Origin of the sequence: Zobellella taiwanensis (assembly GCF_003012795.1) — a bacterium.
GTDB classification, from domain to species: domain Bacteria; phylum Pseudomonadota; class Gammaproteobacteria; order Enterobacterales; family Aeromonadaceae; genus Oceanimonas; species Oceanimonas taiwanensis.
This window is the reverse complement of sequence record NZ_PXYH01000004.1, coordinates 148,288-165,167: the sequence shown is the minus strand read 5'-3', so window position 1 is coordinate 165,167 and position 16,880 is coordinate 148,288. Positions and strand designations below refer to the sequence as shown.

Below are 16,880 nucleotides of genomic sequence, written 5' to 3'. Positions count from 1 at the left end.
CGAATGAAAGGACCCTGTCATGGCCGATAAACTGACCCAACTGCGCAAACTGACCACAGTGGTCGCCGACACCGGCGACATCGACGCCATCCGCAAGTACCAGCCGGAAGACGCTACCACCAACCCCTCGCTGATCCTCAAGGCGGCTCAGATCCCCGAGTATCGCCCCTTGCTGCAGGACGCCGTGGAATGGGCCAAGGCCCAGAGCCAGGATCCGGATCAGCAGTTGATCGACGCCGGTGACAGGCTGGCGGTCAATATCGGCTGTGAAATCCTCAAGCTTATCCCCGGCCGCATCTCCACCGAGGTGGATGCCCGCCTGTCCTTCGATACCCAGGCCAGCATCGACAAGGCCCGCCGCCTGATTGAGCTGTACCGCCAGGCCGGCATCGGCCGCGAGCGCATCCTGATCAAACTGGCCTCCACCTGGGAAGGCATCCGCGCCGCCGAGGTGCTGGAGCAGGAAGGCATCAACTGCAACCTGACCCTGCTGTTCAGCTTTGCCCAGGCCCGGGCCTGTGCCGAGGCCGGCGCCTATCTCATCTCCCCCTTCGTGGGCCGCATTCTCGACTGGTACAAGCAAAACACCGACCAGAAGGACTACACCCCGGCACAAGATCCGGGCGTGCTCTCCGTGACCCGCATCTACGACTACTACAAGGCCCACGGCTATGGGACTGTGGTGATGGGCGCCAGCTTTCGCAACACCGGCGAAATCCTCGAGCTGGCCGGCTGCGATCGCCTGACCATAGGCCCCAACCTGCTCGAAGAACTGAGCCAGGCCCAGGGCGAAGTGGTGCAAAAGCTGACCGACCAGGGCGCCAGCCAGCCCCGTCCCGCGCCCATGACCGAAGCCGAGTTCCGCTGGGAGCAGAACCAGGACGCCATGGCCACCGAAAAACTGGCCGAAGGCATCCGCAACTTCGCCGTCGACCAGGGCAAGCTTGAGGCCATGCTCAAGGCCATGCTCTGAGCCATCCGGGCTCCCGCCTCGGGAGCCCGTTTATTTCTGCTGCCGGCCTCCCGGCAGTTTGCTTTCGTCTGTTTTTTTCTTTTGCGCTCACCGCAGAAAATACCGCCGATTTCCCCACCATTTAATAAAAGTGTAATAACAGGGTTCTATTTTAGAACCTGTTGTGATATACGAATTACCGACTGCAACTGATAGCCAACAGGAGGGAGCCCCATGGAAAGGTTCAGCTTCGATCAGGAACTTGTGGTTGAACGGTCCCCGCGCGGCACGCCGCGCGAGCCCGCCAAAAAGCGCAAATGGCGGGAAATTGAAGCACTCAAGGACAAACAGCGCTTACAAAAAGAACTTCAGCTGCTCGACTGCGCCTTCGAATTCGAGGGCAGGGTGGAAGAGTTGGAGCTGTAGAGCACGAAGACCTATTCAGGCGCCCCAGGGCGCCTTTTTTGTGTGCCGCACTCAGGCATCCAGCGGCAGTTGCCAGTCGATGGGCGCCTTACCCTGCTGCGCCAGCAGCTCGTTGGTACGGGAGAAATGGCGGCAACCGAAAAAACCCCGGTGTGCCGACAGCGGGCTGGGATGGGGGGCGGCCAGCACATGGTGGCGGGCCGGGTCGATCATGGCGCCTTTTTTCTGGGCATGGCTGCCCCACAGCAAAAACACCACTCCCTGGCAATGATCGTTGACCGCGCGGATCACATGATCGGTGAAGGTTTCCCAGCCCAGCCGGGCATGGGAATGGGCCTTGCCCGCCTCCACCGTCAGCACCGTATTGAGCATCAGCACTCCCTGGCGGGCCCAGGATTCCAGGTAGCCGTGGTTGGGGATGCGAAAACCGGGGATGTCGCTGCTCAGCTCCTTGTACATATTCTGCAGGGACGGCGGCACCCGTACCCCGGGGCGCACCGAAAAGCACAGGCCATGGGCCTGGCCCGGGCCGTGATAGGGATCCTGGCCCAGCATCACCACCTTCACCTCCCCCAGTTCGGTAAACCTGAAGGCGTTGAACATGTCCTGCTGAGGCGGGTAGATCACCTTGCCTGCCTCCCGTTGCTGCCTGACGATATTCATCGCCTGCTGAAAATAGGGCTGCTCTTTTTCCGGCCCAATTACCTGGCTCCAGCTCAGCGTCATCGCTCGCCTCTCGTTGCATCCAAAGCGCCTAGCTTAAAAGCTGGCCCGCCCGCCCGCAAGCCGCCCAAGGCGGCAGGCCGCCACCCTTTTTGTGTTAGCGAGGTCATGAAATCATCAAAAGCCACGGTAAAAAAATCCTTATCATGGTAACTTATTGGCTTAAACCTCTGGTTTAACACCAACTTAACAAAATTTCGCACTTAAGCAGGTTGTATATGTCGCTGATCATAAAACTTATTGCCGGTATTTTGTCCGGCCTGCTCATCGGGCTGTTCGCCCCCGATGTGCTGGCCCGTCTGTTGCTGACCTTCAAAATGCTGTTCGGACAGTTGATTTCCTTCACCATTCCGCTGCTGATCCTGTTCTTTATCACCAGCGGCATCGCCAGCCTGCCCCAAAAATCCGGCAAGCTGCTGGGCAAGACCATTGGCCTGGCCTATGCCTCCACCCTGGTGGCCGGTATCGTCGCCTTCCTGGTAGCAAGCACCTTTATCCCCATGCTGGCCAGCCCGGCCACCCAGGTCGCCGCCGAGGAAGGCAGCAAGCTGGCGCCCTTCGTCACCCTGCAAATCTCTCCCCTGTTCGGGGTGACCAGCGCCTTGGTCGCTGCCTTTGTGTTCGGCATCGGCATTTCCGCGCTGCAGGCCCGGGCCCTGAAAGAGGTCTCCGACCAGGCCCGGGACGTCATCGACCTGCTGCTGGCCAAGGTGATCATCCCGCTGCTGCCGGTCTACATCGCCGGCGTCTTCACCGAAATGGCGCTCGAAGGCACCGTATTCAACACCCTTAAAACCTTCGGCGTGGTATTGCTGCTGGCGGTGCTGATGCACTGGATCTGGCTGACCACCCTCTATACCCTCACCGGCCTGGCCATGGGCCGCTCGCCCCTGACGCTGATCAAGAACATGCTGCCCGCCTACTTCACCGCCCTGGGCACCATGTCCAGCGCCGCCACCATACCGGTGTCCCTGCGCGCCACCAAGGCCAACGGCGTGCGCGAGGGCATCGCCAACTTCACCGTACCGCTGACCGCCAACATTCACCTGTCCGGCTCCACCATCACCATCACCACCTGTGCCGTGGCGGTGATGTACCTGACCGAGCAGCTGGCCATTCCGTCCCTGGCCGAAATCATGCCCTTTATCATCATGCTGGGCGTGGTGATGATCGCCGCCCCCGGCGCCCCCGGCGGCGCCGTGATGTCGGCCATCGGCCTGCTCGGCACCATGCTCGGCTTCGGCGAAGGCGCCATCGCCCTGATGATCGCCCTCTACATGGCCCAGGACAGCTTTGGCACCGCCTGCAACGTCACCGGTGACGGCGTCATCGCCCTGTGGGTCGACAAGTTCGCCGGCGAAGACGCCGCCCTGGCCGCAGCCCCCCAGGCGGAAAAAGCCTGAAACTAAAATGGGGTCGGAGTCAATTTTCATCATTGACTCCGACCCCATTATTTTTCACAGCAAAAAGGGCCGCCAGGCCCTTTTTTGGGTTTAGGCTATCCCAGTCGGGGCCGGATAATCCCCTCCTGCATCGTTGACGCCACCAGGATCCCGTCCCGGGTGAAGAAGTGTCCCTGTACCAGTCCCCTTCCCGCCACCGCCCGCGGGCTGTTGATGGCATACAGGATCCAGTCGTCGAAACGGAAATCCTGGTGAAACCACATGGAATGATCGATGGTCGCCACCTGTAGCTGCGGCTCCCAGAAGGAGTGGCCATGGGGCATCAGCGCAGTAGGCAGGAAATTGAAGTCGGAAGCATAAGCCAGCAGATACTTGTGGATGCGCGGATCGTCCGGCAGCCGGCCGTTGGCCCTGAGCCAGATATGGCGCACCGGCTCCGCTTTTTCCGGTTTCATGGGATTGACGTAATTGACCTGGCGTACCTCTATCGGCTTTTCCGCCAGCAGTCTTTCCCGGGTTCTCGCCGGCAAGTGTTCGGCCAGGGCGGCAAGTCGCGCGCTCTCCGGCATCAGCCCTTCCGGCCCCGCCACGGACGGCATGGGGGCCTGATGTTCGAAACCCGCCACCGGTTGCTGAAAGGAGGCGGTCATGTAGAAGATGGGCTTGCCATATTGCAGCGCCTGGACCCGGCGGGTGGAGGTGGTCTTGCCGTCGCGGATGGTTTCCACGTCGTAGATAATGGGCTTGTTGACATCCCCCGGGCGCAGGAAGTAGGAGTGAAAGGAGTGTACCGGCCGCTCCGGCTCCAGGGTGTATTTGGCGGCGGCCAGCGCCTGGCCCATCACCTGGCCGCCGAACACGGCCCCAAAACCGAGGTCCATGCTCTGGCCGCGGTACAGGCCGTCATCCAGGGGCTCCAGCGCCAGCAGCGTCAATAACTCGTCCAATGCCTGACTCATGCTTGTTACCTGATTAATCAACTGGTCGTACAAGTTAACACAGGCCGGCAAGACGGCGGTAGCCCCCGTCAGGACCGATCGCGGGCAATAGAAAAGGGGCAGCCGCTGGCTGCCCCTTTTGGTGTCGTCGGTTTGTTCCCTGAACCTGATTGCTCCCTGCAATCCCTGACCTGACCCGTCCCGAGTCTTCCCCTTCCCGCTCCGTCGGGGTGTTCCTTACGTCATCCTGACTGGCCACATCCTGTTGCCAACCGCTCCGTCCTGGAGGTATCCCTGACCCTTCCCTGTGTCATCCCCTTGGCCATCATGGCCTGGTCCCTTGCCTCCTGGCTGCCGGATTCCGAACCGGCACCGCTTCCTTAATCCTTGCTCCGGCTCCTGCCGGTAGTCCCTGTGTGGCTGCCTGCCGTTTGTCTTCCTGACAATCCGGCTTGCCCTGCCGTTGATGACTACTATACGGGTTTCCCCGGCGGGCTCAATTCACCTGGCCGGCCAGTTGCCAACCCAACACACAGAAAAAAAATAAAAAGATTTTTAATAACAATGAGATAGCTACAAACACTGGCAAACCCCCCGGCCACAAAGCGCATTTTCCACCATGTTATTGAGAGATCTCTCACAAGCACCCGCAGCAAATGGCGATAAAAAGGGGTCGGAGTCAATTAATAATTGACTCCGACCCCTTTTTGGGGGGAGTTACTTCATCATTTTGGCTTTTAGGGCAGCAAAATCGGCGGGGATGGTTTCGGACAGGGACACCATGGCGCCGTGCTTGGCCAGGGGGCCGGGCAGCGCAATATCCTGTTCGAGGATGGCATCCACGCTTTCCTTGAACTTGGCCGGATGAGCGGTGCACAGGAAGATGCCCACCTCGTCCTTGCCCCGCTCCTTGTTGAGCAGCTCCCAGGCGATGGCGCCATGGGGTTCGCACAGGTAGCCCTTGGCGAACAGCCGCTTGAGGGCGTCCTTGGTCTGCTCGTCGTTGAGCGCACCGGAGGCGATGTCGGACAGGCTCCAGCCCTTGACCCGGCACAGCTCTTCCACCCGCGGCCAGTTGTTGGGCCGGCTCACGTCCATGGCGTTGGACAGGGTAGCAACAGTGTCGTGGGGGGCCCAGTTGCCGCTGTCCAGGTAGCGCGGCACGGTGTCGTTGGCGTTGGTGGCGGCCACAAAGCGCTTCACCGGCAGGCCGATGGCCTTGGCAATCAGGCCTGCAGTGAGGTTGCCGAAGTTGCCGGACGGCACGCTGATCACCGCCTTGTGGCGCTGCTCGGCGGGCAGCTCGGCCACGGCTTCAAAGTAATAACACACCTGGGCCAGCAGCCGGCTGATGTTGATGGAGTTGGCGGAATTCAGGCCCACCGCGGCCTTCAGCTCTTCGTCGTCAAAGGCCTGCTTGACCAGCGCCTGGCAGGCGTCAAAGTCGCCCTGCACCGCGAAGGTGCGAATATTGCCGCCCAGGGTGGTAAACAGCTTTTCCTGCAGCGGGCTGATTTTGCCTTCCGGATAGAGGATCACCACCTCGATATTGGGCAGGCCGTAGAAGGCGTGGGCCACGGCGGCACCGGTATCGCCGGAGGTAGCGGTGAGAATGGTGATCTTGCCGTCGCTGCGCAGGGTGGCCAGGCACTGGGCCATAAAGCGGCCGCCGAAGTCCTTGAACGCCAGGGTCGGACCGTGGAACAGCTCCAGGGCATAGGTGTGTTCATCCACCTTCACCAGCGGCGCCGGAAAGGTAAAGGCCCGCTCCACCATGGCGGTGAGCGTGTCCCTGGGAATTTCGTCACCGATCAGGTGCTGCAGAATGGCCACGGAGCGCGGCACCAGCGGTTGCTCCAGCAGGGCGTCCACATTGGCCAGCGGGCTTAAGTGCTCCGGAAAGAACAGGCCCTGGCCCCGGCCCAGCCCCTGGCGGACGGCGCCGGCGAAATCGATGGTCTCACTATTGTCCTTGATATTGTACAGCTTCATAGTTCGGTTCCTGTTACCCGGGCACCCTGGGTGTCGAGTTTGCAAATATGGCAAAAGCCATCCTGGTTCTGAATAAAGTGGTCGGCCAGCCAGGCCTTGAGTTTTTCCGCCTGGTGCAGATCCTTCATCACCGAAAACACGGTGGGACCGCTGCCGGAAATGCCGGTCGCCAATGCGCCCATGGCGGCCGCATGCTCGCGCACTTCATTAAAGCCCGGGATCAACTGGGCCCGGTAGGGCTCGGCAATCACGTCTTTCAGCATGGCGGCGGCCACCTGCTCCTGGCCGGTATGGCTGGCATGCACAAAACCCGCCAGCCGGCGGCCGTAGGTCAGGCAGTCCTGGCGGCGGTACTGGGCCGGCAGTATGGCCCGGGCGGCGGAGGTCGACACGGTAATACCCGGATAGCACACCACCCAGTACCATTCATCGAACGAGGGCAGGGTCTGGCTGATCACGCCCGCTTCGTCCAGCACCAGCTGCATACCGCCAAAATGGCAGGGCGCCACGTTGTCGTAATGCACCGAGCCGGAAATCTGCCCCTCCAGCTCGCCCATCAGCAGCATCAACTCGTGCCGGCTCAGGGCCTCGTCATGGAAGGCATTGAGCGCCACAAAGGCGGCAACGATGCTGGTGGCGCTGGAGCCCAGCCCCGAGCCCACCGGCAGGTTTTTCTCCAGGGTCATCACCAGCGGCTTGAGCCCGAGGCCCTTTTTTTCCAGCGCCTTGCCGTAGGCCACATAGCAGTCGTAGACGATGTTCTGGGTGAAGTCGTCCGGCAGCTTGTGGGCGAAGGGGCCGGCATTGTTCAGGCGAAACTCGCCGTCGCCCTCACCCACCCACACCCGGTCTCCCAGCAGGGAGCCGTCCAGGGGGGCCAGCGCGGCCCCCAGCACGTCAAAACCCACGCTCACATTGGCGGTCGAGGCTGGGGCGTACGCAACAACACTCATTTAAATCTCCTGCTTCCAGTTATGGGTGCGCAACAGGTCGGCGAACACGCCGGCGGCGGTGACATCGGCACCGGCGCCATAGCCGCGCAGCACCAGCGGGATCGGCTGGTAATACTGGGTGTAAAACGCCAGGGCGTTTTCGCCGTCCTTGACCTTGAACAGGGGATCATCCCCGTCTACCGCCTTGATGGCAACCTTGCAGTGGCCATTTTCGATGGCGCCCACATAACGCAGTACCTTGCCCTCGGCCGCGGCCTCCGCCACCCGAGCCTCGAACCAGGCATTGGCCTCGGGCAGCCGGGCCATAAAGCTGTCGATGTCGCCGCTGGCGTCAAACTCCGGCGGCAGCGCCATTTCCACCTCTATGTCGTCCAGGCTGAGTTCCATGCCCGCCTCCCGGGCCAGGATCAGCAGCTTGCGCGCCACGTCCATGCCGTTGAGATCGTCCCGGGGATCCGGCTCGGTAAAGCCGTTTTCCCGGGCGATACGGGTGGCATCGGCAAAGCTCATGCCTTCGTCCAGCTTGCCGAAGATGTAGGACAGGGAGCCGGACAGGATACCGCCGAACGCCTTCAGCTGGTCGCCGGCGCGAATGAGGTTCTGCAGGTTTTCGATCACCGGCAGGCCGGCACCGACGTTGGTTTCATACAGAAACTTGCGGCGGGTAGCCCGGGCGGCCCGGCGCAGTTCGCGATAATAGTCCAGGCTGGCGGTGTTGGCCTTTTTATTGGGCGTCACCACATGGAAGCCGGCGGCCAGGAAGTCGGCATACTGGTCGGCGATTTGTTCGTTGGAGGTGCAGTCCACCAGCACCGGGTTGATCAGGTGGCTTTCCTCCACCAGGCGGGCAACCCGCTCCAGGCCGAAGGCGTCGTGGGCCTGCTCCAGCCGGTCGCGCCATTCATTGAGGTTGATGCCGTTGCGATCCAGCGCCATCTTGCGGGAATTGGCGATGCCCACCACCCGGACGCCGATGTCCTGGGCTTCCAGCACCGGCTGCTGGCGGCGGATTTGCTCGAGCAGGGCCGCGCCCACGCCGCCGCAGCCCACCAGGAACACATCGATGAACTGGCGGCTGGAAAAGAAATTCTGGTGGCAGGCCTTGATCGCCTCGGTCACCTTTTCCTTGCGGATCACCGCCGAAATGGAACGCTCGCTGGAACCCTGGGCAATGGCCACGATATTGATGGAGGCCTCGGCCAGGGAGTTGAAGAAGCGGGCCGACACCCCCTTGGCGGTACGCATCCTGTCCCCCACCAGGGAGATGATGGCCAGATCATCGATCACGTCCACCGGATCCAGCAGGTTGTTCTTGAATTCGAGGGCAAATTCGCCGTCGATGGCCTTGCGCGCCTTTTCCTTGTCGTAGCTGTGGATGCAGAAACTGACGCTGTATTCGGACGAGCTTTGGGTGATCAGCACCAGGCTGACCCCGGCGCGGGACAGGCAGGTAAACAGCCGGCCGGCCATGCCCACCATGCCTTTCATGCCCGGCCCGGACAGGTTGAGCATGGTCATGCCGGACAGGTCGGAAATGCCCTTGACCTGCAGGTCGTCGTCGCTGCATTCGGGGCCGATGAGCGAGCCTTCGCCCTGGGGATTGCCGGTGTTCTTGATAAGGCAAGGGATATGGAACTGGGCGATGGGGGCTATGGTCTTGGGATGCAGCACCTTGGCGCCGAAATAGGACAGCTCCATCGCCTCCTTGTAGGACAGCTGCTTGAGCAGCTTGGCGTCGGGCACCAGGCGCGGATCGCAGTTATAGACACCGTCCACGTCGGTCCAGATTTCGCAGCACTCGGCATCCACGCAGGCGGCCAGCACGGCGGCGGAGTAATCGGAGCCGTTGCGGCCCAGGATCACGGTTTCGCCCTTATCGTTGCCCGCGGTAAAGCCCGGCATCAGGTAAACGCAATCGCGGCGCAGGCCCTGGTCGCGGAAGCGCTGGCGCGACACTTCGATATTGACGTGGGCTTCCAGGAAGCTGCCCTCGCCCAGCAGCATGGCCTGGGGCGAAATCACCTCCACCTGCTCGCCGCGTGCCCGCAGCAGCTCGGCCATAACGGCGATGGACAAGGCCTCGCCCCGGCTCAGAATACGGGCCTGGATATTGTCGGGGCACTGGGTCAGCAGGCTAACCCCTTGCAGCAGCCGGGCCAGTTGGCCCAGTTCCCGCTCCACCTGACTTTTGAGCGCGTCCGCCTCCAGCCCGCCAACGCGTTCCCGAAGGCCGTCGATGATGGCGTGGAAAATCTGCTCGATCTCGGCCAGTACCGGGGCCGGATCCAGGCCACGGCTGGCCTGCTCCACCACCGCCACCAGATGGTTGGTGACCTTGGCCGGCGCCGACAGCACCAGGGCCACCTGGGACTGGCGCTGGTTGTTGACCACGATATCGGCCACGGTCTGGAACCGTTCGGCGTTGGCCAGCGAGGTACCGCCAAATTTCAGGACACGCATTCATTACTCCCTGTGTAAAACGAAAAAGCCCGTATCTGGTTGGGACACGGGCTCTTGGATTCAAATTTGTTTGTCGTCAGCGCATCAGCCCGCCCCAGTGCCACCAGTGGTGGTACCGGTAATAATGATGGTGGTGATGGTGCGGCTTGCATGGAACAGCATGACGAACAACCTCGAAAATCGGATGCCATAGCAATAACCCGGGGCATCCGCCTTGTCAACTTCAATCCTTGACGGCCAGGGCCCGTTCCAGGTCCTTCAACAGCAGATGCAGCAGATTCAGGTCCCGCTGTTCCAGCATAGGCAATCGGTCATGTACCCATTCCGCCAGTTTATCCTGCTGTGAAATAGCGGCCAGCTCAAATAAATGCTCTGTTTTTTGCTGCAGCACCCTCAAGGACGCATTTTCTGCACGAGCGGCGCTTTTTTCCTCGTTTTCCGTGGCCAGCCCCTGGCTGAACTCCCAGGCATAAAGCATGATGGCCTGGCCCAGATTGAGCGAAGGATAAGTCACTTTCAACGGCAGGTAGCTGATCATGTCGGCATGGGCCAAATCCTCGTTACTAAGCCCCGACTCCTCGCAACCGAACAAAATGGCCACTTTTGCCAGTTGCTTGTTGTTTACCTGGGCAATGGCCTGCTTGGGGGTGAGGTAGTGCAGATAACGGCCGCGCCGGCGGGCGGTGGTGGCGATGACCAGGTCCATGTCCGCCAGGCCCTCGGCCAGGGTGGCAAAATACTCGGCCCGCTCCAGTATCTCCTGGGCGCCGTGGGCCACCCAGTGGGCCTGGTCCTGCTGGTGCACCCGGCTGTCCACCAGCCGCATGTGCTCAAAGCCCATGGTTTTCATGGCACGGGCGGCGGCACCCACGTTTTCGGCCCGGGCCGGCGATTTGAGTACGAAATAAAGCTCCATGCCACTCCCCTAAATGTAAGGCCGCGTATTGTCCGCAAAGCGGGCCAGAAGGTAAAGCGTGAGGAGTTAGGAGTGAGGAGTGAGGAGTGAGGAGTGAATTTAGCCGCCGGGCAAGCTCCCTGGAGCGCAGGCGGCCCGCCTGCATTACCGCCCGGCGGCAACCCTCGTGCCCTCAAGCCACACCAAAACCACGCCATTACCCCAGGCGGGCGAGCCGCCCGCGCCCCAATACCCCGCGCCGCTCCCCGGAGCGCAGCCGGCCCGCCTGCATTGCCGCCCGGCGGCAACCCTCGTGGCCTCAAGCCATGCCCAACCACGGCATCCCCCCCCAGGCGGGCGAGCCGCCCGCGCCCCAATACCCCGCACCGCCCCCGGAGCGCAGCCGGCCCGCCTGCATTGCCGCCCTGTGGCTGTACGGCTCCCGAGCACGGGGAGATCACCATAAGGGCAGCGACTATGACCTGGCCGTGGTGTTTACCAATTGGGAAAAACACCCCCTGACCCGCCGCCTGCGCCCCGAGGAACTGGTGCTGGAATGGCAGCAAGAGTGCGCCTTGCCCGATGGCCGCTTGAGCGTGGTGGATCTGTCCATAGCGCCGGTTCCGCTGGGCTGGAGCATCCTGAGCGAGGGCAGGCTGTTGCTGGACAAATGGCCCGACCGACGCATGCGGGCCGAACAACGCATCTATTCCATGTGGGAGCTGGACTATGTGCACCCCCAACAAGGTACAACCTCTATTGATAACAACGGCTATCTCAGTGCCCAGCAAGAACACCTCGACCAGTGCGAACTGGATCTGGCCGAGCTGCAACGCCGCTTGAGCCAGGCCCCCTGGAGCCGCTTCGAGCAAAGGGCTGCCGAGCGCACCCTGCAACTGCTTATCAAATCCTGCATCGGCATCGCCAAACAGTGGTCGAAGCAGGTGACCGGCAAGGCCAGCAATGAAGCACTGACCGCCTTCAACCGGCTCACCGACAGGCAACTGATCCAGGTTCAGATCCCCTGGCGCAAGGTGGTGGGGCTGAGAAACGCCCTGGTACACGATTACCTGGAAGTAGACACGGACATCATCCGCGACGTTATCGCCTCCAACTACCACCAGCCGCTGCTCGAATTCGCCCGGCAGGGGCTGATCGCCCTGGGAAGCGTGAGGAGTGAGGCATCACAATAATTTCCCCACAATGACACCCGGATCCATTACTATCGCAACATAAGGCATCGCAACAGGGAAGCTCATCATGCACGGCAACGCCAGGGAATTGGCCACCATCATCATGGACAGGTTCGACGCCTTCTACCGTCGTTTTCTCGACATCACCCAAGGCGCCAAGGTGAGGTTCGAAACCCGGGACTGGCTGGGCGTGCAGCTGGCTGGGCGCCAGCGTATCCGCCTCTACGATCACCATGTAAACGAAACCCTGCAGGCGGTGAGCGACCACATGGGCGGCGCCCCCCTCGGCCAGGAAGGCCTCAAGGAACTGAAGCAGGCGTTCAACGATCTGCTTACCCACCACCCCAACCCCGAGATAGCCGAGTCGTTCTACAACTCGGTATACCGGCGTTCACTGCGCCACAAAAACATCCGCGCCGAAAACCTCTATGTGCACAGTTTCATCGAACGCGATCCCGAGCCGGATCTGGGCAGTTGCACCTGGCAATACCGGCTGACGCCGGAAACCCTGGAGGCGGTACTGGCCGAGGTGCTGCATCGTTTCGGGCTGGCCAGGCCCTTTGTGGATCTGGCGCGGGATCTGCGCCGGGTTGCCCTGGCCCTGGCCGAGGCCAGGCCCCAGGGCGGGCCTTTTACCCTGACCCTGGTCAACACCCTGTTCTACCGCAACAAGGGGGCCTACCTTATCGGCCGCCTGGAGCAGGCCGGCCGCCCCCTGCCCTTTATCCTGCCGCTGCTGCATCAGGACGACGGCCTGGTAATCGATACCCTGCTCATCAGCCACGACGACGCCTCCATCCTGTTCGGCTTCGCCCGCGCCTACTTCATGGTGTGGTGCCCGGTCCCGGCGCTGCTGGTGCATTTTCTGCGTCCGCTGCTGCCCAACAAGGCGGATTACGAAATCTACACCGCCATCGGCTGCCAGAAGCACGGCAAAACCGCCTTTTACCGGGACTACCTCCGCCATCTGGCCCACAGCAGGGACGCGTTCGTCATAGCTCCCGGCATCAAGGGCATGGTGATGTGCGTCTTTACCCTGCCCTCCTATGGGGTGGTGTTCAAGGTCATCAAGGACAGCTTTACCCCGCCGAAGGAGGTGGACCATGCCACCGTCAAGGCCAAATACCGGCTGGTCAAGCAGCACGACAGGGTCGGGCGCATGGCCGACACCATGGAGTTCACCAATTTCGAACTGCCCTTGCACCGCATCAGCCCCCCACTGCTGGCCGAGCTGCAACAACTGGCGCCCTCGCTGCTGAGCATCAAGGGCGACCGGCTGATCATCCGCCATCTTTATACCGAGCGGCGCATGATCCCGCTCAACCTCTACCTGGAGCAGGCGGACAACGGCGCCCTGGCCGACGCCCTGGACGAATACGCCAGCGCGGTGAAACAGCTGGCGGCCGCCAACATCTTCCCCGGGGACATGCTGTTCAAAAACTTCGGCGTCACCCGCCACGGCAGGGTGATCTTTTACGATTACGACGAAATCGCCTACATGAGCGAATGCAACTTCCGCGATATTCCCAAAACCAGCCACCTGCAGGACCAGCTCAGCGCCGAGCCCTGGTACTCGGTGGGCCCGCGGGATGTCTTTCCCGAGGAATTTCGCACCTTTCTGCTGTGCAATCCGCGTATCCGCGCCGCCTTCAGCCCCCGGCACCAGGATCTGTTCAGCGCCGGCTACTGGCGCCAGTTGCAACACAACATTGCCGCGGGCCAGTTTGTCGATGTCTTCCCCTACCGGCGGCGGCAGCGCTTTTGCTGCCGCTACCCCTGAGCCCGGTTCACAGTTGCGGATGACTCAGGGGCTCGCGCGCCACCAGGATGCCGTTGAGATCCGCATAAATGTAGTCGCCGGGGTGGATGGTCGCGCCGGCAAAAGTCACCGCCACCTCCACGCTGCCCTCGCCGCGTTTTTCCGAGCGCAGCGGGCAGGCGGCCAGGGCCTTGATGCCCAGCGCCATGGTCGACAGCGTGCCCGCGTCGCGAATGGCACCATGCACCACTATGCCTTCCCAGCCATTTTGCAGCGCCAGCTCCGCCAGCATGTCGCCGAGCAGCGCACAGCGCAACAGGCCGCCGCCATCCACCACCAGCACCTTGCCGGTGCCCGGCGTGGCCACCAGTTCGCGTACCCGGGAATTGTCCTCGTAGCAACGCACCGTGACCGCCTGGCCCCAGAACAGGGTTTCGCCGCCATAATCCCGGAACAGGGGCTCCAGTACCCGCACCTTGTCCGCGTGTTCATCACATAAATCCGGCAATAAATCGAGCATGCTTCCTCCCTGGTGTGATCCTGTTTCGCCCCGGCGGGGCCCTGGCGACAACAATTGCAGCCGCCCTATAACATACACCGGCTTTTGTTAAATCGCCGCTTGACCTGGATCAATTAGCTTCATAAAACTATTTAACAATATTGATTGCAGACTGTTGTTATGCCCCTGTTAACTGTTAAAATAAGACAACTTCACCTAATGGACCTCTGTTCGTCCCGTCCATGAATTTTGTTGGGTATGACGCAGTAACTGCATGGGATGCAAATAAAAACGGCTAAAAAACAGCAGTATGGCACAGGTTTCACACTAGGCATTTAGGAGTAGATCGCGTAATTTAGTTACACGATTTTTCCCTACATGACCGGCCTCGTTCCGGCGGCTGTTGGCACAGACATCATTTTTACATCTAAAAACAGGTACGCTCATGCAGACACCTCACATTCTTATCGTTGAAGACGAACTGGTCACCCGCAACACCCTCAAAAGCATCTTCGAAGCCGAAGGCTACCAGGTACTCGAAGCCACCGACGGCGAAGAAATGTACAAGGCCCTGTCGGAAAACAAGATAAACCTGGTGATCATGGACATCAACCTGCCCGGCAAGAACGGCCTGCTGCTGGCCCGTGAGCTGCGCGAGCAGCACACCCTGGCGCTGATGTTCCTGACCGGCCGCGACAACGAGGTGGACAAGATCCTGGGCCTGGAAATCGGTGCCGACGACTACATCACCAAGCCGTTCAACCCCCGCGAACTGACCATTCGCGCCCGCAACCTGCTGGGCCGCACCATGCAGGCGCCCGACGCCCAGGAAGAGGAAAAGCAGGTGGAAGCCTACCGCTTCAACGGCTGGACCCTCGACATCAACAGCCGCGCCCTGGTCAGCCCCACCGGCGAGGTGTTCAAGTTGCCGCGCAGCGAGTTTCGCGCCATGGTCCATTTCTGCGAGCATCCGGGCCAGATCCAGAGCCGGGCCGAGCTGCTGAAAAAAATGACCGGCCGCGAACTCAAGCCCCATGACCGTACCGTGGACGTCACCATCCGCCGCATCCGCAAGCACTTCGAGTCGCTGCCGGACACCCCGGAAATCATCGCCACCATCCACGGCGAAGGCTACCGCTTCTGCGGCGAGCTGGAGTCCTGATACCCACAAAGCCCGGATCACTCCGGGCTTTGTTCTTTTCAAATGCAGGCGCTCCGCCTGCGCCCCGGGCAAGGCCATCTCCCCTTCAGGGCCCCAGCCATAGCCGCGGATCCGCCGGCGGCACAAAATCCGGCATCAGCGGATTTTCCAGGGCCAGCCGCCGCAGACCGGGGGCACCAATAAAGGCCAACGCCCGCCGGTGCTCTTCCTGGGCCAGGAACAGCCGTTCAAAGGAGCCGTCGGCCACCGCCCGGCGCAGGCCGGTTTCGAGCCGCCCGGCCAGCGCCCGGTTGTCCGGGTGCACAAAAAAGTAAATGGGCGCCGGATAATACAGCACCAGCCCGGGCACCACCGCCAGCGCCTGGGGCGAATGCCGTGCCAGCTCGGGCCAGACCTCGGCCACACTGCGCGGAAAATAATCCACCCGCCGGCCCATCACCATGCGGAACATGCCGTCATAGTCGGTTGCCGTCTGCACCTCAAGGCCATTGGCACGCAATATGTCCACATCCGGCCAGCCCTCCCCCTGAATGGCGGTAAAACCGCCCAATGCCGACAAGGATCCGATCTCGCCCAACCGGGCCAGCGACTGGGGGTGCGCCAGCAGCACCCGGTATCCCAGCAAGCCTTTCAGCAAGGGCACCGGCACCGCCCTGGCCTTGTCCATCCGCTCCCGGCTGGCCATGCTCCACACCAAATCCAGTTCGCCCCGGGCCACCATTTCAAAGGCCCTGGCCTGGGACAGGGGCTGGTCAAACGGCCGGGCCCGGGCCGGACCGTGATCCGGCGCGGTTTTTTCCAGCGCCAGGGCCAGCAGGGCAACAAAGTAGTTCACCCGTTGATCCTGGCCGCTTTCCGCCGGCCGGTGGGTGATCTCCAATGCCGCTGCCGGCATCGCCACCAGCCACAACCACAGCAGCCAACGACTCATGTGGGCGCCTCCTCCTGGCTGAACAACAGCTCCGCCGGTACCGGCTTGCTGAAGTAGTACCCCTGCATCAAATCGCAGCCGAAACGGGTCAGCAGTTCCACCTGGATATGCTCTTCCACCCCCTCGGCGATCACCGTCATGCCCAACTGGTGGGCCAGGTCGATAATGCCCCGCACCAGCGCCTTGTCGCGGCTGTTGCGGGTCATGTGGCGGACAAAACTCTGATCGATTTTGACAATGTCGAAGGGCAGGTCGCGCAAATAGCTGAGCGAGGAATAGCCGGTCCCGAAGTCATCCATCGCCAGCCGGATGCCCATGGCCGCCAGCCGCTCGCACTTTTGCCGTACCGAGTCGGAAGACGACAGCAGCAGCCGCTCGGTGATTTCCAGCTTGAGATAACGCCCCTCCAGCCCGCTTTGCTCCAGGCAGCGGGCCACCAGATCGACAAAGTCGGCATCCTTGAACTGCACCGGCGACACGTTCACCGACACACTCAGCCGCCGCCCCGACACCCTGCCCGATGCGGGTATCGACACCCTGGCCCAGGCCCTGGCCAACGGCGAACAACAGTGGCAGCAGGGAATTTGAACCCCG

At 61.7% G+C, this 16,880-nt stretch carries 16 protein-coding genes; 7 read left to right on the top strand and 9 right to left on the bottom strand.

Annotated features, from left to right (window positions below):
- The first annotated feature begins 19 nt into the window (after nt 1-19).
- Nucleotides 20-973 (top strand): transaldolase, encoded by a 954-nt coding sequence (gene tal / locus C7I36_RS04405; RefSeq protein WP_106452516.1) that lies wholly within the window; start codon nt 20-22, stop codon nt 971-973.
- A 213-nt stretch (nt 974-1,186) separates the two neighbouring features.
- Nucleotides 1,187-1,378 (top strand): DUF3545 family protein, encoded by a 192-nt coding sequence (locus tag C7I36_RS04400; RefSeq protein ID WP_106452515.1) that lies wholly within the window; start codon nt 1,187-1,189, stop codon nt 1,376-1,378.
- A 51-nt stretch (nt 1,379-1,429) separates the two neighbouring features.
- Here the strand turns inward: C7I36_RS04400 and ung are convergent, their stop codons facing one another.
- Nucleotides 1,430-2,104: a uracil-DNA glycosylase gene (gene ung, locus C7I36_RS04395; RefSeq protein WP_106452514.1), complete on the bottom strand. Its 675-nt coding sequence runs from the start codon at nt 2,102-2,104 to the stop codon at nt 1,430-1,432.
- Between the two features lie 215 nt (nt 2,105-2,319).
- Here ung and C7I36_RS04390 point away from each other — a divergent pair, with 215 nt between their 5' ends.
- Nucleotides 2,320-3,504: a dicarboxylate/amino acid:cation symporter gene (locus C7I36_RS04390; RefSeq protein WP_106452513.1), complete on the top strand. Its 1,185-nt coding sequence runs from the start codon at nt 2,320-2,322 to the stop codon at nt 3,502-3,504.
- A gap of 95 nt (nt 3,505-3,599) precedes the next feature.
- On the opposite strand, the gene tesB is transcribed toward C7I36_RS04390, so the two are convergent.
- The 5 genes from tesB to C7I36_RS04360 all read right to left on the bottom strand — a co-directional run bounded on the left by tesB (nt 3,600) and on the right by C7I36_RS04360 (nt 10,763).
- Entirely contained in the window at nt 3,600-4,463 is an 864-nt protein-coding gene (gene tesB / locus C7I36_RS04385) for an acyl-CoA thioesterase II (protein WP_106452512.1), read from the bottom strand.
- A 696-nt stretch (nt 4,464-5,159) separates the two neighbouring features.
- Nucleotides 5,160-6,434, bottom strand: a complete 1,275-nt coding sequence (gene thrC / locus C7I36_RS04380) for a threonine synthase (protein ID WP_106452511.1) — start codon at nt 6,432-6,434, stop codon at nt 5,160-5,162.
- Nucleotides 6,431-7,387 (bottom strand): homoserine kinase, encoded by a 957-nt coding sequence (gene thrB, locus C7I36_RS04375; protein ID WP_106452510.1) that lies wholly within the window; start codon nt 7,385-7,387, stop codon nt 6,431-6,433. The genes thrC and thrB overlap by 4 nt, the downstream gene beginning before the upstream one ends.
- Nucleotides 7,388-9,847: a bifunctional aspartate kinase/homoserine dehydrogenase I gene (thrA, locus tag C7I36_RS04370; RefSeq protein ID WP_106452509.1), complete on the bottom strand. Its 2,460-nt coding sequence runs from the start codon at nt 9,845-9,847 to the stop codon at nt 7,388-7,390. It abuts the gene before it with no gap.
- 223 nt (nt 9,848-10,070) lie between these two features.
- Nucleotides 10,071-10,763, bottom strand: a complete 693-nt coding sequence (locus tag C7I36_RS04360) for a tRNA/rRNA methyltransferase (protein ID WP_106452507.1) — start codon at nt 10,761-10,763, stop codon at nt 10,071-10,073.
- Nucleotides 10,764-11,068: 305 nt separating this feature from the next.
- Between C7I36_RS04360 and hepT the strand changes: the two genes are divergently transcribed.
- Nucleotides 11,069-11,935, top strand: a complete 867-nt coding sequence (gene hepT, locus C7I36_RS17535; RefSeq protein WP_219899595.1) for a type VII toxin-antitoxin system HepT family RNase toxin — start codon at nt 11,069-11,071, stop codon at nt 11,933-11,935.
- 67 nt (nt 11,936-12,002) lie between these two features.
- Nucleotides 12,003-13,715, top strand: coding sequence for a bifunctional isocitrate dehydrogenase kinase/phosphatase (gene aceK / locus C7I36_RS04350; protein ID WP_106452506.1), 1,713 nt, complete (start codon nt 12,003-12,005; stop codon nt 13,713-13,715).
- Nucleotides 13,716-13,722: 7 nt separating this feature from the next.
- Here the strand turns inward: aceK and C7I36_RS04345 are convergent, their stop codons facing one another.
- Nucleotides 13,723-14,214 carry a putative 4-hydroxy-4-methyl-2-oxoglutarate aldolase gene (locus C7I36_RS04345; RefSeq protein ID WP_106452505.1) on the bottom strand — a complete coding sequence of 164 codons (492 nt, stop codon included), beginning with the start codon at nt 14,212-14,214 and terminating at the stop codon, nt 13,723-13,725.
- A 424-nt stretch (nt 14,215-14,638) separates the two neighbouring features.
- Here C7I36_RS04345 and arcA point away from each other — a divergent pair, with 424 nt between their 5' ends.
- A complete protein-coding gene (arcA, locus tag C7I36_RS04340; protein WP_106452504.1) occupies nt 14,639-15,355 on the top strand; it encodes a two-component system response regulator ArcA in 717 nt (238 codons plus the stop codon).
- 85 nt (nt 15,356-15,440) lie between these two features.
- Here the strand turns inward: arcA and C7I36_RS04335 are convergent, their stop codons facing one another.
- Together C7I36_RS04335 and C7I36_RS04330 are read right to left on the bottom strand one after the other, a co-directional pair.
- Entirely contained in the window at nt 15,441-16,286 is an 846-nt protein-coding gene (locus C7I36_RS04335) for a substrate-binding periplasmic protein (RefSeq protein WP_106452503.1), read from the bottom strand.
- Nucleotides 16,283-16,756, bottom strand: a complete 474-nt coding sequence (locus tag C7I36_RS04330) for an EAL domain-containing protein (protein WP_181256297.1) — start codon at nt 16,754-16,756, stop codon at nt 16,283-16,285. The genes C7I36_RS04335 and C7I36_RS04330 overlap by 4 nt, the downstream gene beginning before the upstream one ends.
- On the opposite strand from C7I36_RS04330, the gene C7I36_RS17840 reads away from it, so the two are divergent.
- A complete protein-coding gene (locus tag C7I36_RS17840) occupies nt 16,746-16,874 on the top strand; it encodes a hypothetical protein (RefSeq protein ID WP_281258125.1) in 129 nt (42 codons plus the stop codon). The genes C7I36_RS04330 and C7I36_RS17840 overlap by 11 nt on opposite strands.
- Nucleotides 16,875-16,880: the final 6 nt, after the last annotated feature.